This window comes from Aerosakkonema funiforme FACHB-1375 (genome assembly GCF_014696265.1).
Lineage (GTDB): Bacteria > Cyanobacteriota > Cyanobacteriia > Cyanobacteriales > Aerosakkonemataceae > Aerosakkonema > Aerosakkonema funiforme_A.
In genome coordinates, this window is the sequence record NZ_JACJPW010000113.1 from 1 (window position 1) to 25,891 (window position 25,891).

Annotated in this window: 29 protein-coding genes and 2 pseudogenes; 22 read left to right on the top strand and 9 right to left on the bottom strand. The window is 43.7% G+C overall.

Annotated elements, in window-relative coordinates; translation table 11 throughout:
• Both H6G03_RS38360 and H6G03_RS30180 read right to left on the bottom strand, forming a co-directional pair.
• Positions 1–101: pseudogene (locus tag H6G03_RS38360) on the bottom strand (transposase); the annotation flags it as partial.
• Between the two features lie 79 nt (positions 102–180).
• Positions 181–621 carry a DUF4142 domain-containing protein gene (locus H6G03_RS30180; RefSeq protein WP_190473228.1) on the bottom strand — a complete coding sequence of 147 codons (441 nt, stop codon included), beginning with the start codon at positions 619–621 and terminating at the stop codon, positions 181–183.
• Positions 622–727: 106 nt separating this feature from the next.
• On the opposite strand from H6G03_RS30180, the gene H6G03_RS30185 reads away from it, so the two are divergent.
• Together H6G03_RS30185 and H6G03_RS30190 are read left to right on the top strand one after the other, a co-directional pair.
• On the top strand, positions 728–1,738 hold the full coding sequence (locus H6G03_RS30185) for a VOC family protein (protein ID WP_190473231.1): 1,011 nt from the start codon (positions 728–730) through the stop codon (positions 1,736–1,738).
• A gap of 43 nt (positions 1,739–1,781) precedes the next feature.
• Positions 1,782–3,689, top strand: a complete 1,908-nt coding sequence (locus H6G03_RS30190) for a tetratricopeptide repeat protein (protein WP_190473233.1) — start codon at positions 1,782–1,784, stop codon at positions 3,687–3,689.
• 7 nt (positions 3,690–3,696) lie between these two features.
• On the opposite strand, the gene H6G03_RS30195 is transcribed toward H6G03_RS30190, so the two are convergent.
• Entirely contained in the window at positions 3,697–4,506 is an 810-nt protein-coding gene (locus tag H6G03_RS30195) for a DUF1838 domain-containing protein (RefSeq protein WP_190473236.1), read from the bottom strand.
• A 28-nt stretch (positions 4,507–4,534) separates the two neighbouring features.
• Positions 4,535–5,707, bottom strand: a complete 1,173-nt coding sequence (locus H6G03_RS30200) for an AbrB family transcriptional regulator (RefSeq protein ID WP_190473239.1) — start codon at positions 5,705–5,707, stop codon at positions 4,535–4,537.
• A gap of 70 nt (positions 5,708–5,777) precedes the next feature.
• On the opposite strand from H6G03_RS30200, the gene H6G03_RS30205 reads away from it, so the two are divergent.
• The 19 genes from H6G03_RS30205 to H6G03_RS30290 all read left to right on the top strand — a co-directional run bounded on the left by H6G03_RS30205 (position 5,778) and on the right by H6G03_RS30290 (position 22,600).
• Positions 5,778–6,821 carry a nitrilase-related carbon-nitrogen hydrolase gene (locus H6G03_RS30205; RefSeq protein ID WP_190473242.1) on the top strand — a complete coding sequence of 348 codons (1,044 nt, stop codon included), beginning with the start codon at positions 5,778–5,780 and terminating at the stop codon, positions 6,819–6,821.
• A 115-nt stretch (positions 6,822–6,936) separates the two neighbouring features.
• On the top strand, positions 6,937–7,728 hold the full coding sequence (locus H6G03_RS30210) for an SDR family NAD(P)-dependent oxidoreductase (RefSeq protein ID WP_190473245.1): 792 nt from the start codon (positions 6,937–6,939) through the stop codon (positions 7,726–7,728).
• Positions 7,729–7,797: 69 nt separating this feature from the next.
• Positions 7,798–9,213, top strand: coding sequence for an aldehyde dehydrogenase family protein (locus H6G03_RS30215; RefSeq protein WP_190473248.1), 1,416 nt, complete (start codon positions 7,798–7,800; stop codon positions 9,211–9,213).
• A gap of 65 nt (positions 9,214–9,278) precedes the next feature.
• The gene (locus H6G03_RS30220; protein WP_190473251.1) at positions 9,279–10,643 is read left to right on the top strand and encodes an aromatic ring-hydroxylating dioxygenase subunit alpha; all 1,365 of its coding nucleotides are present in this window, start codon (positions 9,279–9,281) and stop codon (positions 10,641–10,643) included.
• Between the two features lie 47 nt (positions 10,644–10,690).
• Complete coding sequence (locus tag H6G03_RS30225; protein ID WP_190473253.1) at positions 10,691–11,140, top strand: DUF3598 family protein; 450 nt, start codon at positions 10,691–10,693, stop codon at positions 11,138–11,140.
• A gap of 36 nt (positions 11,141–11,176) precedes the next feature.
• A complete protein-coding gene (locus H6G03_RS30230; RefSeq protein ID WP_199315551.1) occupies positions 11,177–12,367 on the top strand; it encodes a class I SAM-dependent methyltransferase in 1,191 nt (396 codons plus the stop codon).
• 20 nt (positions 12,368–12,387) lie between these two features.
• Positions 12,388–12,750 (top strand): hypothetical protein, encoded by a 363-nt coding sequence (locus H6G03_RS30235; protein ID WP_190473256.1) that lies wholly within the window; start codon positions 12,388–12,390, stop codon positions 12,748–12,750.
• A gap of 8 nt (positions 12,751–12,758) precedes the next feature.
• A complete protein-coding gene (locus H6G03_RS30240) occupies positions 12,759–13,187 on the top strand; it encodes a YybH family protein (RefSeq protein ID WP_190473259.1) in 429 nt (142 codons plus the stop codon).
• Between the two features lie 107 nt (positions 13,188–13,294).
• Complete coding sequence (locus H6G03_RS30245) at positions 13,295–13,693, top strand: nuclear transport factor 2 family protein (RefSeq protein ID WP_190473262.1); 399 nt, start codon at positions 13,295–13,297, stop codon at positions 13,691–13,693.
• 109 nt (positions 13,694–13,802) lie between these two features.
• Entirely contained in the window at positions 13,803–13,949 is a 147-nt protein-coding gene (locus H6G03_RS30250) for a CHAT domain-containing protein (protein ID WP_190473301.1), read from the top strand.
• Positions 13,950–14,420: 471 nt separating this feature from the next.
• The gene (locus H6G03_RS30255) at positions 14,421–16,454 is read left to right on the top strand and encodes an FAD-dependent oxidoreductase (RefSeq protein ID WP_190473265.1); all 2,034 of its coding nucleotides are present in this window, start codon (positions 14,421–14,423) and stop codon (positions 16,452–16,454) included.
• A 261-nt stretch (positions 16,455–16,715) separates the two neighbouring features.
• Entirely contained in the window at positions 16,716–18,734 is a 2,019-nt protein-coding gene (locus H6G03_RS30260) for an FAD-dependent oxidoreductase (RefSeq protein WP_190473268.1), read from the top strand.
• Between the two features lie 336 nt (positions 18,735–19,070).
• Positions 19,071–19,364 (top strand): ATP-dependent Clp protease adapter ClpS, encoded by a 294-nt coding sequence (gene clpS / locus H6G03_RS30265; protein WP_190473271.1) that lies wholly within the window; start codon positions 19,071–19,073, stop codon positions 19,362–19,364.
• 1 nt (position 19,365) lies between these two features.
• Positions 19,366–19,656 (top strand): DUF2103 domain-containing protein, encoded by a 291-nt coding sequence (locus tag H6G03_RS30270; RefSeq protein ID WP_190473274.1) that lies wholly within the window; start codon positions 19,366–19,368, stop codon positions 19,654–19,656.
• Positions 19,657–19,886: 230 nt separating this feature from the next.
• The gene (locus H6G03_RS30275) at positions 19,887–21,620 is read left to right on the top strand and encodes a bifunctional serine/threonine-protein kinase/formylglycine-generating enzyme family protein (protein ID WP_190473277.1); all 1,734 of its coding nucleotides are present in this window, start codon (positions 19,887–19,889) and stop codon (positions 21,618–21,620) included.
• A gap of 88 nt (positions 21,621–21,708) precedes the next feature.
• A complete protein-coding gene (locus tag H6G03_RS39020; protein ID WP_255512297.1) occupies positions 21,709–21,840 on the top strand; it encodes a hypothetical protein in 132 nt (43 codons plus the stop codon).
• A 38-nt stretch (positions 21,841–21,878) separates the two neighbouring features.
• Entirely contained in the window at positions 21,879–22,130 is a 252-nt protein-coding gene (locus tag H6G03_RS30280) for a UPF0175 family protein (protein ID WP_190473280.1), read from the top strand.
• On the top strand, positions 22,123–22,323 hold the full coding sequence (locus H6G03_RS30285) for a hypothetical protein (RefSeq protein ID WP_190473283.1): 201 nt from the start codon (positions 22,123–22,125) through the stop codon (positions 22,321–22,323). The genes H6G03_RS30280 and H6G03_RS30285 overlap by 8 nt, the downstream gene beginning before the upstream one ends.
• Positions 22,324–22,372: 49 nt before the next feature.
• Positions 22,373–22,600: a DUF4351 domain-containing protein gene (locus H6G03_RS30290; protein ID WP_190473286.1), complete on the top strand. Its 228-nt coding sequence runs from the start codon at positions 22,373–22,375 to the stop codon at positions 22,598–22,600.
• Positions 22,601–22,703: 103 nt separating this feature from the next.
• Here the strand turns inward: H6G03_RS30290 and H6G03_RS30295 are convergent, their stop codons facing one another.
• The 4 genes from H6G03_RS30295 to petJ form a co-directional block, all read right to left on the bottom strand.
• On the bottom strand, positions 22,704–23,018 hold the full coding sequence (locus tag H6G03_RS30295; RefSeq protein ID WP_190473288.1) for a hypothetical protein: 315 nt from the start codon (positions 23,016–23,018) through the stop codon (positions 22,704–22,706).
• Positions 23,019–23,113: 95 nt separating this feature from the next.
• Positions 23,114–23,608, bottom strand: a complete 495-nt coding sequence (locus tag H6G03_RS30300) for a molybdenum cofactor biosynthesis protein MoaE (RefSeq protein WP_190473291.1) — start codon at positions 23,606–23,608, stop codon at positions 23,114–23,116.
• 86 nt (positions 23,609–23,694) lie between these two features.
• Entirely contained in the window at positions 23,695–24,594 is a 900-nt protein-coding gene (locus H6G03_RS30305) for a tetratricopeptide repeat protein (RefSeq protein ID WP_190473293.1), read from the bottom strand.
• An 83-nt stretch (positions 24,595–24,677) separates the two neighbouring features.
• Positions 24,678–25,016, bottom strand: a complete 339-nt coding sequence (gene petJ, locus H6G03_RS30310) for a cytochrome c6 PetJ (protein ID WP_190473296.1) — start codon at positions 25,014–25,016, stop codon at positions 24,678–24,680.
• Positions 25,017–25,168: 152 nt separating this feature from the next.
• Here petJ and H6G03_RS39025 point away from each other — a divergent pair, with 152 nt between their 5' ends.
• Positions 25,169–25,300 (top strand): hypothetical protein, encoded by a 132-nt coding sequence (locus tag H6G03_RS39025; protein WP_255512298.1) that lies wholly within the window; start codon positions 25,169–25,171, stop codon positions 25,298–25,300.
• Between the two features lie 166 nt (positions 25,301–25,466).
• Here H6G03_RS39025 and H6G03_RS30315 read toward each other — a convergent pair.
• Positions 25,467–25,891, bottom strand: a pseudogene (locus H6G03_RS30315) (aspartate carbamoyltransferase catalytic subunit); the annotation flags it as partial.

The window sequence follows — 25,891 nt, forward strand, 5'->3', positions numbered from 1 at the left end:
CGGAGACATTTATTTCGCACAAATTGAGCAGTCCTAATTGCTTCATCAATGGCTTGGTATTGAGTTGTTTTCCCTTGAGCTTTAAATTCTAAAACTATCATTTGACTCGGAAAACCTCTACGTCAATTAGTTTAACGCAATTCGAGTCTAAACGGAAATCGAGACGGCGACTAAAGTCGCTTATCGACTTATCCCCATGTCTAAAGCCAGGGGCTTGCGTCTCGCTTTTCGGTCAAAACTGTCTCCGCTAAGCTGCATCAAGCGATTCATTGCCGCTTCGTGCTTCGGGCTAAGACTGTTGGGAGGAGTGACTCCCTTTCTTTGGGCTAACGCCATCAGTTCTCGATTTGCCTGTGTGTGTCGATCGATCGTCCGCTGTGCGAATTGTCTCACTTGAGCGTTGTTCGATCGCTGCAACGCAAGCTGTCCTAATCTAACTTCCGCCATTCCCCCGTGGGCAGCATCGGTGATAAACTGCCTGTCAAGAGCGCTCATCTGACTGCGGCTTGACGAGGGTGCAGATTGTTGGGTTTGGTTTGTTTCGGCAATAGCTGAGTAATTCAAAGTACCAAATAATCCGGCTGCCACAAGCGCAGTTGTTACTGTTAGTCGTTTAAACATTGGTGACTCCCTTGGCTTTTTAGGTGGTTACTTTAATGGTGATCTGCTGGTTATTAAGTTCCTCTGTCTTGAGGTGAGTAAATTACTCTTTATTTAAGGCAAACAAATGACAATTCAAGGTATCTACGAAGTATGTATTGGTTGTCGAGAACCGCTCTTTCTTATTCAATATTGGGAGCAATTTGGCTATCGTATCGGTAAAATAGGTGAATTATCGGCAGAATCAACAAATAAGTTGTATGGCGTCAATTCTGCTTTGCGATCGATTCGCCTCTACCACCAAGATGCAGACCACGGTCTCATCCGTCTAATGGTATGGGAAAACCCTACCAATGAGGGATTGCAGATGTCATCAATGAAGGTGAAAGGAAACCGTTGGGGAACTGCATTGACTGCTGATGTGTTGAATATTTCCAATCATGCTGAAGAAGCAGTAAAAGCAGGTTTGCCAGTCAAATACATCTATCCGCAATGGGATGTAATCTATAACAAAGACAGAAAGGTACGTCCTTTTGTCGAGCCTGCTATTGGTGTGCGGGAAATGGTGATGCTTCAACCTTTAACTCGCCAAATTTTCTTTCAAAGATTCAATTATACTGTGACCAATTACGGCAAAATTAATGAAAGCGCACATTTCAAAACGAGCCAGATAACTCACATGGGAATAGTGGTTCAAGATGATAGCAGAGAAACGTTCCGTTTTTATGAAGAAACGCTGGGTTTGCTGCGCGTGCGGGATGAGGACGAAACAAGTTATGAAAGTTCTGAAACAGCAAGACCGATTTTTGACCTTCAGCCGAATGAAAGATTTTTTGTAACAACTTTTGACGATCCGCGTTCGTCAAAATCAGATTGGCAGGCGGTGCGATCGGGTAGACTTTATATTGTGCGATTTCCGGAATCTATTCAATTAGAAAATCATCTCGATAAGGCGCAACCGGGATGTTTGGGAATGTCGCTTTACACTTATCGCGTGCGAGGAATAGAAGATTATTTCCATCGCGTTAAGGCGAGTGCGGCTCAAAATATCACAGAAATTGAAACCAACGAGTTTGGAGAACAAAGTTTTTCTTTCGTCTCACCCGATGGCTATTTCTGGACATTGCTTTCAATGTAGCTGTAGGTTGGGTTTCGTACCTCAACCCAACTTGTTATTTTAGATGGTTTGGTTTCGCTCAGATAAACCCAACCTACAAATTGATTATTTGAGTACGAATATAGAAATACAAAGTCAAAGTATAGGAGAATTCACGATGCGATCGCTTCCCCACACTTTCCCAAGTATGGCATTTTTATTACTTATAATGGCAGGCTATAATCAAACTCAAATAGCGGTAGGATTGCCATCTTATAATCTGGCTGAAACTGCCCATAATCCCGCAATTATTGCTGAAAATTTAACGATGTTGGGGAGAGAAATAGCGGCAGGAAATGAGCAACTAGGTTTGCAATTATTCGATCGCGCTGTGCAAGTAGCAGAAACTATCGAGGATCGTTCTACTAAGATTGAAGCTTTATCTAATATAGCGATAAAATTAGCAGAAGTCGGACAAACCCAGAAAGCGAGACAACTATTAGATCGCGCTGTGCAACTGACTAGGAAAACCGATGAAAATTTTACCCTTTATCAGCAAGATCCGGCGCTGCGCGATGTGGCGATTAAAGTTGCACAAGCAGGGTTTACCGAAAGAGCTTTGCAGTTAACGCAAACGCTTGCTTCTAATACTCGCAAAGCAGAGGCGCTGAATGCGATCGCGAGTATTTTAGCAGAAAAAGGAGAATTAGAAACCGCCAGAAAAATCCTTTTACAAGCTTTACAAAAAGCCAGAGGAATTACGGGAGATTATGCTTACGAATCAAATGGCAGTTGCGGTAACGAAAAATTTGAGATTTTGGCTAAAATAGCAGGTAATTTAAGTTTATTATCCCAGTTTGACACGGCTTTACAGGTAGCTAAAAGCGTCACTGGTTGCAGTTCGGCTACAGGTGAAAGCGGAGAAAATTATCAAGCTTGGGCATATCTGGGAATTCTCGCACATATGGCAAATGCCAACCAAGTCAAGCAAGCTTGGGCAAGTTCTCAAAACATCCAAAACGATGTCGAAAAAGCGGAAGTTTGGTCGGCGATTGCGGTAAAATTGGCGGGAATGAATGAGGTAAATTTAGCGCGATCGATCGCTGCACAAATTTCCGAAAAAATCCCCACAACAACTAAAATAGATTCCGGTTCGGCGCTGCGAGAATTGGGCGTCAAAGAAAAGGCGCTGCGGAATATAGCAGTCAAATTAGCAGAAGTCGGACAATTTGATGCTGCTAAGCAGGTGGCAGAAACGATCCACGAACTGACTCCGGCAGAAATAGCAGCAAATCAAGATTTTAATCTAGGAAATCAAGCAAGAGAGAAAGCTTTTACTTTCGTGGAAATTGCTCGCCAGTTAGCTAAGGCAAAGCAAATCGAACCAGCTTTGCAGATAGTTAATAGCATTGAAAATGGGGAAATAAAAGCTTTAGGGATAATTGCGATCGCCCAAGAATTGCACACAGCAGGACAAGCACCGCAAGCTGAAAACCTACTCTCTCAAAACTTGCAATTACCTGCAATTTCCAACCCTGATGATTTTGCAGTAAATCAATCAATTATTAGGATTGCTGAAGCTTTAGTGAAAGCGGGACAAATTGAGCGATCGTTGCAGATTGCCGAGTCTCTCAAAAAAGACGATTCTAAACAAGAAGCGTTGACTAATATTGCTGTGCAATTAGCAGAAATAGGACAAGTCGATCGAGCTTTGCAAATTGCCAATACCTTAAGTTTACTCGGCCTTAAGGAGTCAGCTTTAACTAAAATCGCATCGAAATATTTAGAAATTGGACAACTCGATCGCGCTGTGCAGGTAGCCCAATCTCTCGAAGAGAATAACAAAGCCAATATTCTAGCAAAAATCGTCGATGCTTTTGCTAAATTAGGTAACTCTGAAACAGCTTTGCAAGTAGCGCAAACTATTCCCAGTCAGGAAATAAAAGCAAATGCGATCGCCAATATCGCTGCACGCACAATCAAATCCAAGTAAAAATTTTCTATTCCTCCTCTGCTTCTGGAATCGGAAATCTTTCTCCAGCTAAATAAGCTTCAAAATGCTTTTTGAAGTAAATCCAAGAAGTCATATCACTGTCTAATGGAGCTTTGGGGGCATTTTTGTACAAAGACATCCGGGTATTAATTTCATCCTGAAGCAATTGGGGTAAATCGTTAAAACTCTTCACTTTCTGACCGGTGGCGCTGTAGATAAGATGACCCGCTCGATCTGCCATTTTCATCCAAGGTAGCCAAGGGCCGATTCTATCCCAACAAATAAACATTTTAGAAACAGAAAGTATTTCTGGATTGTCGAGTTCTTCAGTGGGAACTGTCAGTTTAAACAATTCGGCTGCTTGATAAGTTTGTTGGGGACTGTACTCTTGAAATTTTTCATCTTCGGCAAGGGAATTTGGGTAAGTCGGAAATAAATCAAACACGAATGTAGTAATATCACCGTTCACTTCACCCGGAAAATTTCCTTTAAAGTGACCTTCTACCGGACTATTGGCAACGTGAATAACGGTGAGGGTTTCTCCCGTCCAGGGATTTTCCCATTTGTGCAGGATTTCATTTGTATTTGGATCGAGGTAATAAGTCAATTCTCTTGAGGTAAATTCCCAAGTCTTATCGTCATTTTCTATACATCTGCTAACGCTCATTCCCACGATATTGAAGAGGCGCTTTTTCTTCTCATTCGGCACAAAAGAGTATATCGAACCCGTCCAGGTGAGAAAGGTTTGGCTGCCATCTAGCGAGCTGCGTACTTTCACCCATTGCCTAGTATCAAATTCCTTGATTTCGTTAACCATTTACTGACTCCGGATCGTAACTTCACTACTAATTATCGCCTGAATTGGGAAGCAAGCGATCGAAATAGCGAAACAATAACAACCATAATGGGAGAGACACATGAATAACTATTAGCCTGACCAAGTGACCCGCAGTCACGATTTCAACGTGATGACCTAATGCGAGGGATACCAAAATCATTTCTGCCGAACCTCCCGGCGCTGTGACTAGCATACAGGTGAGCCAGTCCCACGGTGTCAGAAATTTGGTAATTCCTGCTGCTATAAATCCGACGCATATAGTCATGATTACAGGTATTAAAGCATATGCGATCGTTTTTTTATTTAAATTTGGTTTGCTCCCCCAATATTCGCCTATACTAATCCCTAAGAAAATTTGACCGATTAATCTGATTAAAAAAGGCGGTGTAAAATCAACATTAGCTAGCAATGGAAACAAACCGATCGCATAATTAAAAGTCACACCAACTATTAACGCTCCAAAGAAAAACGGGGCGGGTACTTTCAAAATACTATTTATGCGAACCGACAGAAATGTTAAAGCTAGGGATGAGGCAAGCAAGGATAAATGTAATGGCTCGAAACTAAAAGCTAGATTGGGAACGCTGACAGCAGTGTTGATGCTATTATCGGTAAATATTCTCGCCAACACAGGTATTAAAAATACCACTGTTGTAACACGTATAATTTGAACGAGTGCCACCTGCGCGGCATTCTTTTCATAATCGGCGGCAATGCTGGACATAATCCCTATACCGCCCGGAGTTGTCGCGAGCATTGCAGTTAGTATGTTTGTGTTGCTAATGCGCGAATAAATATAGCCGATCGCGCTCCCACTTGTCATGAGAAATAACACCACAAAAACAAATATTGGCAATTTAGAATAAAGCTCGGCGGTATTTGCATGAGCGATTGTAAATCCAATAACTAAACCTACAAGAGCTTGTCCTATTTTTCTAATTTTTTGATTTGGTTGTGGCGTTTCTTTGGAGAGAATGCTATAAGCAGTAAGTACCAACCCGCCTGCAACAATACCGCCAAAGATCCAAGCCACACCGCCGATGCGAAATCTGGCAAAGGCTAGACCTACTGGCAAAGCGAAAATTAGTTCCAAACAAATAATTATTAATTTGCCGAGAATGGTTTTTTGCAGTGCCGAAATTTGTGCTGTTTGTCCGAAAATTAGATTTTTGTTTAGCATTTAGTCCCACCTAGCGAGCAATGGAATATCGCCACCATAATAGAATGTATCTCACCCAGAGGACAAATTTATGGAAGCGATCGCACCCACTATAGAATCATACAGAGCTTTGGCACTCCAAGTAACCTGCCACGCAGTTAACCAAGCAAGTAACCGCGCAGAAGCGCGATCGCTAATGCAGCAATCGATCGACAGATTAGAAAAACAAATCGCTGCTAGTATCGCTTTTATCGGATTTGATTGTAAACTCATAGTATTGCCCGAATATTTCCTCACAGGTTTCCCGATGGGAGAATCGCTGTCAGTTTGGGCAGAAAAAGCTTGTCTGGAAATGAATGGTGCGGAATATGAAGGAATCGGTAAAATTGCCCAAAAACACAATATATTTATAGCTGGTAACGCCTACGAAATCGACCAAAATTTTCCCGGTTTATACTTCCAAACCTGCTTTGTAATTGACCCATCCGGTGCGATCGTATTGCGCTATCGCCGACTGAATTCAATGTTTGCTCCCACACCCCACGATGTCTGGGATAAGTATCTCGAATGCTACGGTTTGGAAGGAGTTTTTCCGGTTGCTAAAACTGCGATCGGCAATTTAGCAGCAATCGCATCCGAAGAAATATTGTATCCTGAAGTAGCGCGGTGTTTGGCAATGCGGGGAGCGGAAATTTTTCTGCACTCCACATCGGAAGTGTACGGAAATGCGCGATCGCCCAAAGAAGCCGCTAAAATTTCTCGCGCTGTCGAAAACATGGCATACGTAGTATCAGCCAATACGGCAGGAATTGCCAATACTGCCATTCCCGAATCTTCAACCGATGGCGGTTCTAAAATAATTGATTATCGAGGATTGGTATTATCTGAAACTGGTGCGGGAGAAAGTATGGCCGCATTTGCGGAAATCGACTTAGCTGCTTTGCGACGCTATCGCCGCCGTCCGGGATTGAATAACTTACTTTCCCGACAGCGGTTAGAATTGTATGCAGAAAGCTATCGACAATCTCACTTTTACCCAGCTAATACTATGCTCGATCGAGAGGTCGATCGCAAACACTTTATCCAAACACAGATGCAGACGATCGAACGTTTAGCTAAACTAGGAATAATTTAATTGCTAGTAACTGGTATAGGTCAGTAAAAATCATCTTACTACCTACTACCAATTACCGATATTTGGCAATTCTTGAATTGATTAACAGCCAAAATAAACCCAACGAATTAAACTGATGAAAGTTGCACTGATAACTGGCGGTACTCGCGGCATAGGCTTAAGCATTTCTAGGCAACTAGCGAGTAAAGGTTTCAATCTCATCCTGGGATATAATTCCAACCATGATGCTGCACTTGCTGCAAAGAAAGAGTTAGAGGAATTTAACGTTAAAGTTGTACCAGTAGCAGGCAATATCAAAAAGCCCGAAACAGTTAACAACTTTTTCAAAGTGGTAGAAGAACACTTCCAGCGCCAACTAACCGCCTTTGTTCATGTAGCTGGGTACGCAATCCTCGCCAAACTTCCTGGAGGATTTACTTTTGAACAGTATGAAGACGCTCAGGAAATTTATCCTAAAACCTTTCTTCGGTGCATGGAAAAAGCTTTGAATTACATGACTGACGGACAAGGACGAGTAGTAGCCATTTCTTCTCATGGCGTCTACAATCCAAGTAAAGTATATGCCATGTCTGCACCTGCGAAAGCCGCAATGGAAGTACTGGCAAAGCACTATGCTCTCTCAGTAGCTCCGCGAGGAATTACTGTTAATATTGTTACTCCAGGTTACATTAAAACTCAGGCATGGGAAGGATATTTAGCATCAGTTCCTTATATTGAAGACCTACCACCAAAAGCTACTCCTATGGGAAGATGGGGTCAGCCTGATGATGTGGCGACTTTGGTGGCTTTTTTGTGTTCGCAAGAGAGCGGATTTATCACAGGTCAAAACATTTATGTTGATGGTGGAATCGGACTTTCCTTGTTTTGGAACATTCATCAACTCAGTGAAAATCTCAACCTAGAATAATCATTATATTGTTACGCTGTCTGGCGCGGTTAAATTAAGTAGGATGGTTAAACAATTAGGATTTAAATCATGAATGAAAAACTAAGCGTTCGCAATCCTCGCACCGGAAAAATTGACTGCTGGATTTCACCGCCAACACCAGACCAAATCGCCGACAAATGCGCCCAAATGCGCGAAGCACAAATTCCGTGGCAGCAGGCGGGTGTAGAGCGGCGAATTGAGGCAATGCAGCAGTGGAAACAAGCCATTTTGTCCCAAAAAGAGCAATTAACAGAAGCTTTAGTAAACGACACGGGAAGATTGTCTGAATCTGTAGTAGAAATCAACTCGCTTATTTCCACGATCGATCGCTGGTGTCGGGTAGCGCCAGAATTATTGTTAGAGGATGAAAAAGCAACCGCAATTCCATTTATCCGAGTGCAAAGTCAACAGGTTGCCTATCAATTAGTTGGCGTCATCAGTCCTTGGAATTTTCCTCTCTTGCTTTCCACAATTGATACCATACCCGCATTGCTGGCAGGTTGTGCCGTCATAGTAAAACCGAGCGAAATTGCTCCCAGGTTTATTAAACCTTTGTTAGAAACTATTGCATCTGTATCACACTTGCGCGATGTTTTAACTTTCATCGAAGGTGCAGGCGATACGGGTGCAGCCTTAATAGAATATGTGGATTTAGTCTGCTTTACTGGCAGCGTATCTACGGGTCAAAAAGTAGGAGAAGCAGCAGCTAAGCTATTTATTCCCGCCTTTCTAGAATTGGGAGGAAAAGACCCGGCAGTTGTGTTAGAATCGGCAGATTTAGAATTGGCAACATCGGCGTTATTGTGGGGTTCAGTCGTCAACGCTGGGCAATCGTGCCTGTCTATTGAACGCATTTACATTGCCGAATCTATTTTTGAGAAATTTGTCGATAAACTGACAGAAAAAGCCAAACTTCTGCAAATATGCTATCCCGCTATTGACAGAGGAGAAATCGGCCCTATAATTGCAGAAAGACAAGCGGCAATCATTGCCGAACACCTACGCGATGCTGTTGCAAAAGGGGCAGTTGTTCGCTGTGGTGGTGCTGTTGAAGAATTGGCAGGTGGTTTGTGGTGTCGTCCAACTGTATTAACCCAGGTCAACCATTGCATGAAAGTGATGACAGAAGAAACCTTCGGCCCAATTATGCCTGTCATGTCATTTTCTACAATTGAGGAGGCGGTACAACTGGCAAATGATACTATCTACGGACTCAGTGCTGCTGTTTTTGCAGGATCTCAAGAGGAAGCGATCGCCCTAGCCAACCAAATTGATGCAGGCGCTATTAGCATTAACGATGCAGGATTGACAGCTTTTATCCATGAAGGAGAAAAGAACTCCTTTAAATTTTCCGGTATGGGTGGATCGCGTATGGGTGCTGCTGCCATCAAGCGATTTCTGCGAAAGAAAGCCTTTTTGAACAAAACTCAATCTATTCCCGATCCGTGGTGGTTTAAAAGTTAATTTTTAGCTACAAACTGGCTGGTAAATACATCAGGAATTGTGCAGTTAGTTAAAAAGAAAATATTATGATTTCGAGCGAACAACCAATTCTCACGGAAGAAGATATAGCACAAAAAACAGTTAACGAGACGAATTTGGACGCCCAACAAAGCTTCAACTGGAAGCACTGCTGGTATCCGATCGCCTTCATACAAGACCTGCCCAAAAACCGCCCTTATAGCTTTTCGCTTTATGACGAACCCTACGTCTTATTCAGAAACCAAGATAGCAAACTGATTTGTTTAACAGACCGTTGTCCCCATCGTGCGGCTAGACTCTCCGACGGACAAATAATTGATGGTAAGCTAGAGTGTTTGTACCACGGTTGGCAGTTTGGCATTGACGGTCAATGTCTGCACATTCCCCAGTTACCGGCAGATGCCAAAATTCCTGCTAAAGCTTGCGTGCGATCGTTTAAATTGGTGGAACGCCAAGGCATCATCTGGATATGGCCGGGAGAAACGGAAACTGCCCAAGAAGAAAGCATTCCCATCATACCAGATTTGGATAACCCGGAATTTGTCACCACTGACTATATGTGCGACCTCCCTTACGACCAAACTTATTTCATAGAAAATATTATCGATCCCGTTCACATTCACATCAGCCATCATGGCACTCTAGGTAATCGAAAATATGCCCAACCCCTAGAAATGGAAGTGATAGAAAGCTCAAACAAAGCGATTCGCGGTAAGATGCGGAGTGTAGGAAATTCCGATCGACCTTGGAGTTCAGTGGATTTTGTGGCTCCCAACTTAATATTTTACAGATTTAGCATCGAACAGCGCGGTTGGCTAGGGGGAGTTGTCTTTTATTCAATCCCTCTCAGTCAGAATCGATGTCGTATTCTAGTGAGAAATTATCGTAACTTTTTACCCCTGAAATTAAAGCTAACACCTCGCTGGTTCGATCACTGGCTTCGCAGCAGAGTTTTAGAGGAAGATTTGCCACAAGTCGTCGGACAAAAGGCAGAAATTGAGAGGCAGGGAAAACCTATGAAAGAAGTGTTTTTACCGCTCAAAACCTCCGACCTATTTGTCATCGAATACCGCAAATGGCTGGATAAATTTGGGTCTTCTTTACCCTTTTATCAGGGTTATGAAACCGCAAAATTGCCTGACAGCAGTAGAAAGTGTCACCAAGCACCAGTATTACTAGATCGACTTTCGCGACACACTCATATGTGTAGTTCCTGTAGTCAAGCTTATCAGGTAACAAATAAACTGAAACAGGGGGCAATAGGAGTTGCGATCGCATTGGCAGCTTTAGCAATAGCAACAGATGGATTTGCGAGTACAATGGCAGTATCGGCTTCTCTGTTAGCAGTCGTTTTGGCAGCTGTCGCCGAGCAAGTCAAAACCAAATTTGAACGTTCTTACAGCCGCCACTAATTTTTAATTTACTTATCTGAGGAGTCATATCAAAAAGAGGTGTTAAAATGTCCGATCTCCGCGAAAGTATGCCCGCACTCGCTCGACACGAAGGCGATTGGGTAGGAACTTATACCATTGTCGATATTGAAGGGAAAATTCTCGATCGGCACAAATCCCATTTAACCTGTCTGTTTCCCGCAGACGGTGATTATTCCTATTACCAAATTAATCGGTATGAGTGGCCAGATGGTAAAAAGGAAGAACATAAGTTTCCTGGCACATATCGCGACAAAAAGCTTTGGTTCGACACGGAACGCATAGAAGGAAAAGCATGGGAAGTAGACGATTCAACTATTATTCTGTGGTTCAGTTACAAGACTATTCCGAACGCTTACTTATACGAGATGATTCAAATTAGTCAGTGCAATAATTATCGATCGCGCACTTGGCATTGGTTCAAAGACGATCGACTTTTTAAACGCACTTTGATTCAAGAAGAACGGATGCAGCCGTAACCGGACAAAAAACATTTTTTTGATTGACAAATAAAAATGATGAGTAAAGAAAACCTACCTCCTGTTTGGAATAGAGTCGGAAAACATGGGGTATTTCCTGAAGCAAACCATGACGAAATTGCTCGTTATAACTTCCTGGCTAATTTGAATCGCTACTTAGCAACAGTTGTATCTCCTGGCAACAAAATTGCATATGAAAAACGGGTGCGTCCAAAGTTCCAAGCAGAACGCGATCGCGACTTTGAAACGCGAGAAGAAGTGCGTGAAGCCATGAAAAAAGACCCTCACTATCAAGCTTGGAGCGCCTTACGCAGATCTAGTATGGAAATGAGACAACAAGCGGGTCGATCGTTGGTATTGCATCAAGCAAATGAACTTGCCGAAAAAGCAGAGCGTTTGAATCAAGGCAAAGATACTCTTAAACTCAATCCAGATCTGGAAATTCCCCATTATGTTCGAGTGGTAGATCATCACTGTATGCCAGGTAGTTATTACACAGAACTCATGGAGGGAGACGTAACAGCTGCGGCTAATTATGACTCCGGATTATTTGTAACAACAACTGGCTTACTGGGACGAATGAACGATGGCGGAGGTAGAGCGATTTCCCAGTGGCTGAAAACCGAGCATCCCGAATTTCAGCCCAAACGCATACTCGATATCGGTTGTGGATTGGGTCACAACGTAGTTCCCATCGCCCAAGCTTATCCCGATGCTGAAGTCATTGCTATTGATGTAGCCGCTCCTATGTTGAGATACGGACACGCTCGCGCTCAAGACTTGGGTGTAAATAACATCACCTTTATCCAGATGGATGGAGCGAATAGCGGATTTGCAGATCGATCGTTCGATTGGATTCAGACCACCATGTTTTTGCACGAAACTTCCTCCAAATCCCTCCACCGAATCGGAAAAGAAATTTATCGTATGCTCAAGCCAGGTGGTTTGACTCTGCATATCGAACAACCGCAATATAGCGAAGATATGGAACTATACGAGCAATTTATCCGTGATTGGGATGCCTATTACAACAACGAACCCTTTTGGTCTAAAATGCACGATATAGATGTAAAAGAACTCCTAACCAAAGCGGGTTTTAAAGAGGAAGCATTCATCCAAATAGCTGTCAAAGCAGCCAATGACATAGCAGAAGGTCAACAAGCCGAAAAAACTGTAGAAGATTACGGTCGATCGCCTATTTGGAATGTATTTGGGGCTTGGAAATAATATTGTGAAAACAAATAATTATGGAAGCGATCGATCGCCTGTTGTTAGCCAACAGTAAGAGTAAAGGAAAACGCCCATATTTCTTTGACGATCCCGCCGTCGAACGGGTACTCAATATCACCCTGGCTGTAGCAATGGAACACGCAGTTACCCGCGAACGCTTGGATACTATAGAGCGCCTCCTGATCGCAAAAGGAATACTGAGTCGAGCCGAAATTGATACCTACGAACCCGATACAATAGCTGCTGAGGAACGCCAGCGGTGGCAAGCGGAATACATCGCTCGTATCCTGCGGATTATTCAACAGGAATTGGAAGCTTTGGAAAATCCAGAAAATAACCGGGATGTCGAAGATATCGCAGAAGAACTAGGACGTACCTAACAATTACAATGACAACTCCAATTGAGCAAATAGATAGCTTTTATCGATCTATTGTTGGCAAAGAGGTAGACAGTATTTGCGCGAATTACGTTCCTAATGAAGATACTTACGTTTTTGTAGAAGGGCCTCGCTACTCTACGCTTGGCTATCGCAATATTTCCAAAGGATGGCGAGATTTTTGCGATTCTTCGCTGAATTTGCAAAAAATTGAGTGGGTAGAAGGCCCCTTTACTGAAGAATCCGAAGATTTGGCTTGGGTAGCAGGAATGGTGCTGCTAACAGTAACTGTAAAAGGTCAACTGGTAAAACAAACGTTTCGGGCAACTTTTGTCCTTCGGAAAAATGAAGATGGTTGCTGGCAAATTCGGCACGAACATCTTTCCGCGCCGCTAAGTGACCCTTATGGCATCGGAGATTGGTTAAAAAAGAATTCTTAGCGATAAACTTTGTTTCTAAAAAGGTAATAATTTAGATCGATCGCATAGGTTCGTGTTGAATATCCCGCAGGTCTAGAAAATAACGTTATGTTGAGGAAAGAGTTACAATGACACAAACAAAACCGAATACGATCGAAGTTGCCCAGCAAGCATTTAAGCACTTATCTCACGGTTTGGCAACAGGTGACTGGAATCAACTTCTAGATATGCTCACCGATGATTTTACTTTTTGGTTTCCAGTCGGGCCATTTCACGGCTTGAATGTGGGTAAAGATAGGGTTCGCGAATTCTTTCAATATGTTTCTGAAACATTCAGCGAAGGAATTACAATTACTTCCGTCGATCGCATCACCAGCAACGAGACTACTGTTGTTTTCGAGTTCCGCGATGAAGGAACTTTGCGGGGTGAACCTTACAAAAATCGGGTAGCTATTTCTCTCGATATTCGCGGCGATAAGATTTGTGCCTATCGCGAATATTTTGGCAGCGACGGTAAATCGTATTAACTATAATGATTGATGGGTGATTTTTATCCCCATCTTCCTGCAAACGTTATAATGAAGTTATTGCAGCTTAGGAAGCAGTTTAGGTAAAAGTTGTGTTCGCTCAAAGAAAATATTCGTATTTTTTAATCTTACTTATTTTTATCGCAACTTGCAACAAAACTCCGACAAAGCCCAAGCATTGCAAAATGCTATGTTAAATACCATGAAAAAATATCCCAATCCGAGAGATTGGGCTGCTTTCATTCTAATCGGCTAAGCAGAATAATAACGCAATTTCATAGTTATTAATTGTGAGTCTGTAGGCTCACATCTTGCACCATTCTCAACAAGACCTGAAAAACCAGGTTTCTTTACGAAAAATCTAGGCTTTCAGGTTTAGCTATTTGCAAAAAACTCGGTTTTTAGCTCAGGTGCAAAATGTGAGTAGGGTGGGTTAGGCACGGGCAATAATTTCCGCGTCAAAATCAATAATTAATTTCCCATACCGTAACCCAATATATCACCAAAATGTCAGATCAAAAAGATTTTTCACCATCAACCCGAAAGAGCAAAAATATACCTTTTTACAAGACAAATTTAACAGACCATAACAAAATTTTAACTCATATCAGGTTTCATCGAATCGCGCCTCATCGCCAATCCCGATCGACAAAAGCTTGTAACGAACATTAGGAAGATGGTAACTTCTAAAAGCTACTTGGATGCAGGCGCTTAACTCGATCGCACTATGAAACGTTCCCTCATCTCCCTCCCTCTCAGCTTGATCCTACTGGAATCGGCTTTTCCAGTCGCCCTCGCCGCGCCACCCAGACAGCCAGATAAAAGCGTAGAATGCGAAATCCTGGTAATTGGCGGCGGACTTGCGGGTGCTGCGGCTGCTTACGAAGGATTGCTAGCGGGGAAAACCGTTTGTCTCACGGAAATCACCGACTGGGTGGGAGGACAAGTTTCATCCCAAGGTGTTTCCGCTTTGGATGAACGCACTACCCAGCGCCAAAGGCAATTCTTTTCGCGTGGATATCTGGATTTGCGAGAACGAATTAGACGCAAATATGGAAAACTCAATCCCGGCGAGTGTTGGGTAAGCGTAGCTTGTTTTATTCCCAGCGACGGACACAAATTTGTTTTTTCCATGTTGCAAAATGCCGAGAAACGAGGTAAAGGTAAATTGAAATGGTTTCCTTCTACGGTTGTGAAAGATTTGGAAATCAGTCAAAATGGGAAATTAATTGAAAGTGCGATCGCCATCCAACACAATCCCGCCAAAAACACACCACCGCTAAACACCGAACCTCTATCACAGACGATCGAAGACGCTTACCGCTACGAAAATTCATCTCGATTTGACAAAACAATTATCCGTTTCTTACCGTTAAAGCGTACTAAAAAATCCCAAACAACCCAGCCAACAAATTGGTACGTTATCGACGCCACCGAAACAGGAGAAATTATCGCCATTGCAGATGTTCCCTACCGACTAGGTATCGATCCTCGTTCTCATTTAGAACCTTCCGGTGCAAACGATACAGGCGATCCTTATTGCACCCAAGGATATACTTATACATTTGCAATGGAAGCAACCAAAGAACCGCAAACCCACCAAATGCCTCCCTTCTATTCCCGTTACAGTCCTTACTATAGTTTCGAGGCAAAACGATTTAACTTTGCATCAATTTTCACATACCGACGCATTTGGAGTAACCCAAATGCCCCCAAAGAATTAAAAATCAGAAGCCGAGAAACCTTTGGTGTAACACCTCCCAAACCGGGGGATATTTCCATGCAAAACTGGACTTGGGGGAACGATTATCGACCGGGAACTGCTCAAGATAACCTTATATATACTCGCGAACAATTGCAAGCATTAGGTCAGTTACAACCGTCCGGATGGATGGGAGGATTGCGAGTAGAAAGTTTGCGCGGTGGAGAAGAACTATCCCAAGGTTATTTTTACTGGTTAGTAGCAGGTACAACCGATTCACAACTCGGCGATGGTGTCAAGCAACCGCACCCGAACAACCGCTATCTTACCGGATTAAATTCACCGATGGGAACAGTTCACGGTTTATCCAAATATCCATATATAAGAGAAGGGAGAAGAATTATCGGCAGACCCGCGTGGGGACATCCCGAAGGCTTTACATTGTGGGAAGTCGATATTTCTCGAAAGAACTTTCGCGAGGATTATTATCGCAATAACCTATCAACAGAACAGTATCGCCGTTTGTGGGCATTATTGAGTGGTTTGAATGCAACTGCTGTAATTCGAGAAGCATTGTCTCCAGAACAAGTCAAAGAGCGATCGCGATCGGCCATATATCCCGATTCTGTAGGCATCGGTCACTATACAATAGACTTTCACCCTTGTTTAGCCAAAAGTCCCCCAGAAACTCCCGGAAACTACGGATATCCCAACGAAGCGATGGCAGCATCTCAATCTTACCCCTTCCAGATACCCCTACGCGCAATGATTCCCCAAAAAATTGATAATATGCTAATCGCTGGCAAAAGTATTGCCACCAGTCACTCAGCAGCAGCAGCATACCGAGTGCATTCTTTTGAATGGTCAGTTGGTGCAGCCGCCGGTACCACAGCAGCCTTCGCCTTAGAAAATAATCTCATGCCTTACCAACTCGTCGAACAACTTCCCCGCCAACAACCGCGACTCGAAGCCTTACAAAGACGCCTCCAACAAAATGGCAACCCCACCGCCTTTCCCGACACCTCAATATTTAACGAATTTGGCAAAAACTGGCAGTAGGTTAGGGGTTAGGGGTTAGGGGTTAGGGGTTAGGGAAAGAGGGTAATAGCAATTATAAATGATTGATGAAATCCTCTTTCTTCTTATCTTCCCTAGCATCCATCACCTAAAAAAATTGCCATCTTATCTGCGTTTATCTGCGTTTATCTGCCCACATCAGCGGTTAAATTTTAACAAACGATTCCTACAGACAATCCAGAACATCATTCATCTACTAACGACGCAACCGGACACAATATTAGGAGTTGAACAAAAATAACCATGAAACGCATACTAACCACCCTCACCCTCAGCTTAATTTTCCTAGAATCAGCATTTCCATTAGCCCTAGCCGCACCACCAAGACAACCAGATAAAACAGAAGAATGCGAACTTCTGGTTGTGGGAGGTGGACTTTCCGGTTCCGCCGCCGCCTACGAAGGTTTGCTAGCAGGAAAAACCGTTTGCCTAACAGAAATTACCGACTGGGTAGGCGGACAAATTTCTGCCCAAGGAACCTCCGCACTAGACGAACGACCGACTCAGAGGAAACTATTATATTATCCTCGCGGCTATTTAGAACTTCGCACCCGCATTGAAAAACATTACAAACGCCTCAACCCAGGTAAATGTTGGGTAAGCGAATCTTGTTTTCTGCCTCGCGACGGTCACAAACTTTTATTTGGCATATTAAAGGATGCGGAAGATCGCGGCAATGGTAAACTGAAATGGTTTCCCTCTACAGTAATTAAGGAATTAGAAATTAGTGGAGATGGAAAACAAATTCAAAGTGCTGTAGCGATTCAACACCGTCCGGCCAAAAATGCACCGCCCTTAAATACTCTACCTTTATCTCAGACGATCGAAGACAGCTATCGCTACGAAAATTCAGCCCAATTTGACAAATCTATCATCCGTTTCGTACCCAAAAAATCGCGAAAATCTGCCCAAAAACCAAAACCAGCCGATTGGTTTGTCATCGAAGCTACGGAAACCGGCGAATTAATTGGACTAGCTGATATTCCCTACCGTTTGGGTATCGATCCTCGTTCCGTCTTGGAACCTTCTTCTGCTAGCGAAAGCGGCGATGCTTACTGCACGCAAGGCTTTACTTATACCTTTGCAATGCAGGCAACTAAAGAACCGCAAAATCACACGCTGCCTTCATTTTACTCTCAATATGCGCCGTATTACAGCTATGAATTGCAGCGATTAGCGAGTTTCCCTCTTGTTTTCACTTATCGCCGGATTAAAAGTGTCAAACCAGATCGAAAATTGGGAACTAATCCGAGAGAATATCCGATCGATCCAGGCGATATTTCTATGCAAAACTGGACTTGGGGTAACGATTACCGTCCGGGAACATCGCAAGATAACTTTATCTATACTCGCGAACAGTTGCAAGCCACCGGACAGCTACAACCGGGTGGATGGATGGGCGGATTGCGGACGGAAACTCTTCGCAAAGGTGAGGAAAATGCGATCGGCTATTTTTACTGGCTGGTAACAGGGACTACCGACTCACAACTGGGTGATGGTGTGAAGAAACCGTACCCAAATCATCGCTATCTGAGCGGTTTAGATGCCCCAATGGGAACCGCACACGGGTTATCGAAGTATCCATATATACGTGAAGGACGCCGCATTATCGGACGCCCCAGCTTCGGTCAGCCGGAAGGTTTTACAGTCTGGGAAATTGATATTTCTCGGAATAATTTTCGCGATGATTATTACCGCAATAACCTGTCAGAGGAAGAGTATCGGCGTTTGTGGGCAATCCTTTCTGGTATAAATGCGCCCTCCGTACTCGCACAAATTGTATCTCCGGCAGATGTGAAACCGCGATCGCGTGCCTTCATTTTCCCCGATTCTGTCGGCATCGGTCACTATGCGATCGACTTCCATCCCTGCATGGCCCAAAGCCCACCAGAAGCCCCAGGTAACAAAGAACGCGAAGGAACAAGGAAAGGTCAAGGTCAAGCTTATCCCTTCCAAGTACCCCTACGGGCGATGATTCCCCAAAAAATCGACAATATGTTAGTTGCGGGTAAAAGTATCGCCACTAGCCACACCGCCGCAGCTGCCTATCGAGTACACTCGTTTGAATGGTCGGCGGGTGCAGCAGCCGGAACTACAGCCGCTTTTGCTCTGGAAAACGGTATTTTACCATATGAACTGGTCGATCGACTGCCCCAACAAGAACCGCAACTAGAAGCTTTGCAACGCCGTCTCGATCGTAACGGCAATCCTACAGCTTTCCCCAATACCTCGATTTTCAATACAAGGCAAGATTGGCAGTGATTGAAGGGGCTAGGGATTAGGGGCTAGAGGCTAGGGAAGAGGGGGAGCCAAAAGTCAAAAGTCAAAAGTCAAAATTCCTCCCTCTCTCTCTTCCCTCTTCCCTTTTCCCTCTTCCCTAGCCCCTAGCCCCTCCGCTCCCACTTCGGATTAAGATACATTAGTAAATTGTTGTTTCAGATTGTTAAGATATTTTCGGTCAGTTACCGAAAAAAAAGGGCTTCAAGCCTCTCCTTTCAAGGGGAATCATCAAAAAAATTCTCGCTTATTTCAAGGTCTATCCTTTCAAAGCCCAGCCAATCCAAAATCTAAAATCCAAAATCCAAAATCGAATGACTTATGGCGAATGCACCCATCATAGCTCCTGAGAAATCCAGTCAAGTTACCCGTAAGCCTTACCCGAATTACAAAGTAATCGTGCTGGATGATGATTTCAACACATTTCAGCACGTACATGATTGCTTGGTAAAATATATCCCAGGGATGACGAGCGATCGCGCTTGGGAGCTCACGAATCAGGTACACTATGAAGGTCAAGCCATCGTCTGGGTTGGCCCCCAAGAGCAAGCGGAACATTACCACCAACAACTGTTGCGGGCGGGACTGACTATGGCTCCCCTAGAGGCAGCATAAAATGAGTAACCCCAGCAGTGGCCGCGTCGTTCTCAATCATTCTACTCATATTACCGGCTTAATTCCAATCCTGGAAAAGCTAACCAAACATCCCGGTATTCAAACTATTACCCCCGCAGTGATTGGCAGAGCCAAAGGTCACTGCCCAAAATTGCAATTAAAAGTATCGGTGCCAATTCGCGGTGGTTTTAAATTAATAGCGCGACATGGCAAAACTTTTCAAGAAGTTTTTATTATTACTAGCTGCAAACAAGATGAATTGGAGGATGCGATCGCTCAAATCATCAAATAGACTTCTCCAGAAAAGAATCTTAGAGACAGGCAGGATGCCTATCCCACAAGAATTTTTGGAGATATCTAATAGTTTATCATATAATCCAGCTATTAGGCAAAGAAAGCGGATTTCTATGCAAAATCTTCGCTTTCAACCTAGAGATATAAGTAGAAAACCGATTTCTACCAACAATAAACATCTTCAAAAATTCTTGTGGGGTAGGCATCCTGCCTGCCTTAGTTTATGATATGAGTCAATGTCTGAACCCTAATTGCCAATTTTTAAACCCACCTCTCACCAAATTCTGTCAGCGCTGCGGTAACAAATTACTTTTAGCTGACCGTTATCGCGCCATAAAATATCTTGGTGAAGGTGGATTCGGTCGTACTTTTGAAGCGGTAGACGAACACCGTTTTGATACCCCCTGCGTAATTAAGCAGTTTTTGCCGCAACTGCAAAGTAGCGCTGCACTCCAGAAAGCTACCGAATTATTCAAGCAAGAAGGAATGAGACTGCGAGATTTGGGCAAACATCCCCAAATTCCCGACTTGCTGGCATTTTTTGAACAAGACAATCGTTTTTACCTGGTACAAGAATTTATAGACGGTCAGGATTTATTAAAAGAATTACAGCAACGGGGAAAATTCAGCGAACAGCAAGTTAGACAATTGCTCAATGAATTGCTGTCCGTCTTAGAATTTATCCACAATCAAAATGTCATTCATCGAGATATCAAACCAGATAATATTATTAGAAACGGTAACGGTTCTCTCGTTCTGATTGATTTTGGCGTTTCCAAACAATTAAGCGCTACCGTGCTTACGAAAATCGGAACTATTACCGGTACACCCGGTTATGCAGCACCCGAACAAATGCACGGTCATGTTTCTCCAGCTAGTGACCTCTATAGTTTAGCGGTAACTTGTATTCGGCTATTAACTGGGTGCTTGCTAGAAGAGAGAAATGGTGATTGGGTCGATAAACTTTTCGACCCGATGCAAATGCAGTGGGTATGGCGTCAGCAAAATGTTGCTGTAAGTAATGAATTGGGACTAATTTTAGATAAAATGCTATTGTTTCCCATCTCAGAACGCTATCAATCTGCTGCGGAAGTTCTCAAAGCGCTCAATTCCCCGCCAGTCTCATTTCCTCAGCCAAAAATTCAAGTTCCTGTTCCTAAAATATCAGTTCCCCAACCTCCTCAACCACAATCTCAATCTCAATCTTTTTCTGAAGATTTGGGTAATGATATCAAACTCGATATGGTTTACATTCCCGGCGGTACATTTACAATGGGTGCGCCGTCAACTGAATACAGAAGCAGAGATTGTGAAAGACCCCAACATGAGGTGACAATTAAACCCTTCTTAATGGGAAAATATCCAGTTACTCAAGCGCAGTGGAAAGCGGTTGCTAATCTTGCAAAAGTTAACCGCGACCTTCAAGCAGACCCATCTAGATTTAAAGGAGCAAATCGACCTGTAGAGTGTGTTTCGTGGTACGATGCTGTGGAATTTTGCGATCGCCTTTCCCAACACACTAGCAGATCTTATCGATTACCCAGCGAAGCAGAATGGGAATATGCTTGTCGCGCCGGAACAACAACGCCTTTTTACTTTGGTCAAACAATTACTCCCGAATTAGCTAATTACGATGCTAATTACACCTACGGCTTGGGGCGGAAAGGGAAATATCGTCGTGAAACTACCCCTGTAGGGAGCTTTCCTCCTAATGCTTTTGGCCTTTACGACCTCCACGGCAATATCTGGGAATGGTGCGCTGACCATTGGCACGATAATTATCAAGGCGCACCTAACGATGAAACTATATGGCTAACTAGCGATGAAAAATCTCCCCGACTGCGGCGCGGTGGTTCGTGGATCTACTCTCCCGATTACTGCCGCTCGGCTTTTCGCAATGGGTTTGATGCGGGCTACAGTTTCGGCAATATCGGTTTTCGGGTTGTGTGTGCTGCGGCGTAGACTTTATAGCCCTTTATACTCTTGCCCTTTTGCCCTTTACCCTCTTTTCTTTACCCTTCCCACCGAAGGCGTAAAAAATTTTTTTTAAATGAGGCAATTACCAATTATCCAAAAAACCTACAATTTGATGATTACCGGACTTTCCGATCTGCTGGATGGGCTGATTATAGCAAAGGATGCCACAAAAAAGCAAGACGGTTGCATAAACTTTATTTGTTAAAATCTTAAGTATTATTTACCCCGAAGTCCGATTACCAAATGTACGAATTTACCTTATCTTTACCAGAAGAAACAGCGTTAGCCCTGAAACTAACTCCCGAACAACTGCGCGATGAAGTCTGTTTAGCAGCAGCAATCAAACTATATGAATTAGGTAAACTTTCCGCTGGTGCTGCGGCTAATCTTGCTGGTATACCGCAAGTTGTATTTCTAACCAAGCTTGCTGATTACGGAGTTGACACATTTCGACTTACGGAAGAGGAACTGAAGGAGGATTTGGCGCGTGCCTAATGTCATTTCTGACACTTCGCCAATTCAATATCTTTACCAATTAAATTTGCTGGATTTGCTACCAAATTTGTATAGTGAAATTATAATACCCCAAGCTGTTGAGTCGGAAATTGCGACAGGCAAATTGTTAGGTATATCTCTGCCAAATCTAGCTTCTTTATCGTGGATAACTGTTCGCCAACATTTTAGCTAGTTTACGCCTTGAAACCAACGTAATTCGTTCCATTTTGAGGGCTGATTTTATGCGCCAGTCTCCTTTTTTCCAAGAAATTCTCCAAGAAGGAAGACACGAAGGAAGAACAGAAGAAGCACTGTTATTCGTTACACGCCTATTAGAGTGGAAATTTGGGGAAATCACTCCTTTGCTTCTAGAAAAAATCCGCAGTTTATCTGTCCAAGAATTAGAAAATTTAGGAGTAGATTTATTAGGTTTTTCCGAAGTGACAGATTTGGAGGCGTGGTTGGAATAGGTGCGATCGCACATACATCACTTTTTTACATCGGTACAAAGAAACCGAGTTTCTTTGTACCTCATTCACCTGCAACGCGCTTTAGCAATCCCCAATTACGGGATCACTCTACTTGTCGCAACGAAAAGCGATGCAGTGGCAGAATCAGTACGCAACAAAAAGTTAAAAAGTAAGAAATAGCCGCAGTTAACTGCAAACTCGTTAGCAAGATATCCCATTCAGGCAGATCGAACTTCTGGACGCCAACAGTTACGCAGTAAACTATCCAGTAAGCGAAGCTCATCATAAAAAGCGATCGCTCTGTTTCTGCAACCTCATCCACTTGAGTTTGCTGGCGATCGAATATTAACCAAAGTCCAGCAATAGAACCAATAAAAGAAATCAAAATCACATAATCGTGCCAGAGCAAATGCTGCATTTGCCTATCCTTGTTTATCCCAAAATTTTGAATCGCACATCAGTCTAAAGGATTAATCTTTTGAGATAAAGCAATAGTTACAAATTGCAATATTCCTAGCAGTTTGTTGCCTGCGTTTCGCACGCACCGATACTCACCCAGCTGCTAGAACCATCACTCCAATGTTCTTTTTTCCAAATCGGCGCGTTGTGTTTTAATGTATCAATAGCATACTTGCAAGCTGCAAACGCCTCACCTCGGTGCGGACTACCAACCGCCACCAACACGCTAATTTCCCCTATTACCAAACGTCCGATGCGATGGTGAATCGCCACCCGATTCACATCTGGCCAATTTTTGCGGATATCGGCGGCAATTTGGCGAAAAATCTGCAAAGCCATCGGTTCGTAAGCTTGATACTCCAGCGCTACCACCGGCTTACCATCGGTTTGGTTGCGAACCATGCCGCTCATCAATACTACAGCACCGTTCCCCCCATCATCCGCTAGCGCGTAAACTTCTTCCAGGGATAACGGTGCAAGAGTTATGGCAAAACTATCTTGAGCAAGTTGTCGATCGCCAGCAAATAAAACTGCGGTTCCAGAATTCATCAGGTCGCTTCACCCATAACAGTATCATTTTAATGCTACAGTCGCACAGCAAAAATTTGGATGGGAAATATACGATTCCAGATTGTTTAACCAATAGCTGAGTCGGATGAGAGAATTTGCCGAATCAGTTGTAGCGTTTTTTGATAAGCTATTGTCACTCCCTGGTTACAAAAACATTCAGCAGCCTTTTGCAAATCTGCCATCGCCGCATACTGAGAACCAATTTGGTAACGAACTAAACCCCGGTAAAAGTATGCTTGACCGTCATTGGGAGTAAGTGCTAAAACTTGGTTGAAATCCCGCAGCGCCATGATATAATTTCCGCTATACAAACAAGCACAGCCTCGGTTGAAGTACCCTCTAGCATCTCCACTATTAAAGCGGATCGCCAAATCAAAGTCGGAGATCGCAACAGGGAAGTTTTTCAGCATGAGGTGAGCTAATCCTCGATCGTTATAAATTTCAGCAAATTGAGCGCGATCGAGTGGCCCACTCTGGAGCAGGGAATGGTTGTAATCTGCGATCGCCTCCTGATACTCGCCCAGAGCAAAATCTGCTAAGCCTCGGTTGTAGTAAGCGCGGAAATCATAAGGCTTGATTTTCAGCAACTCGTTGTAGTCAAGTTTTGCCGCTTGATAATCACCAAGTCTGTACCAAGCCAATCCTCGATTCAAATATGCTTCTGTACTACGCGGATTCAGTCGCAGCGCCTGAGAGCAGTCCTCCGCAGCCAGATCGTAATTCCCCAGTTGAAGGTAAGCCAGACAGCGATTGCTGTAAGCAGCACCAAGATTGGCATCAATGTCAATCGCCTCAGTGAAATTGTCGATCGCATCAGGGTAGTCACCGCGTTGCATAGCAGTTACTCCCAAATTGAAAAAATCTTTCCCACTCATGGGAAGAGCGATCGCAGGCACAGCAAATAGCAAAACGCTCAGCACGACAGCAAAGCCAAAGCTAAGGACGATCTTGTCAAAGCGATACATAAGTCCAGTCCATAAGAAGGCTACAAACCTCGCTTCCGCTGAAACACCAGCAGAAGCGAACTAAAAGCACTATTTGATAATGCTTACCAACCCTTTTCAGCCTGTGCTAAGACGTAGGCCGCTACATCTTCAATTTGCTTGCCGTTCAAGCGTGCTTTAAACGATGGCATCGCAGCTTTGCCGTTTGTGACCTGAGCCTGAATCGCCTCCAGAGAAGCCATACTATACTTCTCCAGATCGGTCTTTTTCAAAGTTTTGGCAGGATTGACCATATTTTTACCGCCCATGTGACAGGCGGCACAGTTGGCACTGAAAACCTTGGCACCGTTAGCCAAATCTCCTGCTTGTGCTGGGTAAGTCAGGGTACCTGCGGTAATTCCCAATACCAGCAAAACCACTAATAATACTTTTTTGAGAAGCATATTCCTTTGCTTGAGAAGAGATAATGCCTAACATCCTCAGCCAGACAGCTGAGCTTGTCAAAAGACAGGGTGTCATACAAAGTAAATCGAAAGTCAAAAGTCAAAATTTACTCTTGGTCTTTACCGCGTAGAGCGCCAGTCGAGCAGAAAGATTGACAAACAAAACGAAATATGTATTAGGTAGAGGCGTTCCCTCTCGCGGCGGGAACAAGCTTAGTATTGCGATCGCCTGCGCTGTCAGAGCTTATATCTTTGTTAGCTGGATACCAATAGTAATGGAATAAGCCAAATTTTTCCTCTGTACTGACTGAAAAAAATTAAAAGTCAAAAGTAAATTTTTTCCTAGTCCCCGTCCCATAGAGCGCCAGTCCAGTAGAAATATAGCTAGGGACAAGGGGCTAGGGTCTAGGGTAAGAACGGTCTAGCCGAGTCGAGCCCGATTGTCTGCGATCAAACTTTGCCGCCGCCAATCAGATACAACAGAGCCATGCGAACGGCAACGCCGTTGGTAACTTGTTGGGAAATCAAACTAAACTGGGGGTCGTCCATCAGGTCAGAACTAATTTCCAGGCCGCGATTGACTGGGCCGGGATGCAGCACCTTAACATTGGCGTTGCAGAGTTTCAGACGATCGTGCGTAATCCCGAACAGCTGGTGATACTCGCGCAAACTGGGCAAAAGATGCTGGGTCATGCGCTCCTTTTGCAGCCGCAAAGTCATCACAAAATCTGCATTTTGTAAAGCAGGTTCGATATTCCAGTGCAAAAATAACTTGCCAGAAGAATACTGAGAAGGTGAGGATCTCAAGGACTGAGGAAAATTTGAACCTATATTCCCCTCTGCTCCCCCGCTCCCCCGCTCCCCCGCTCCCCCGC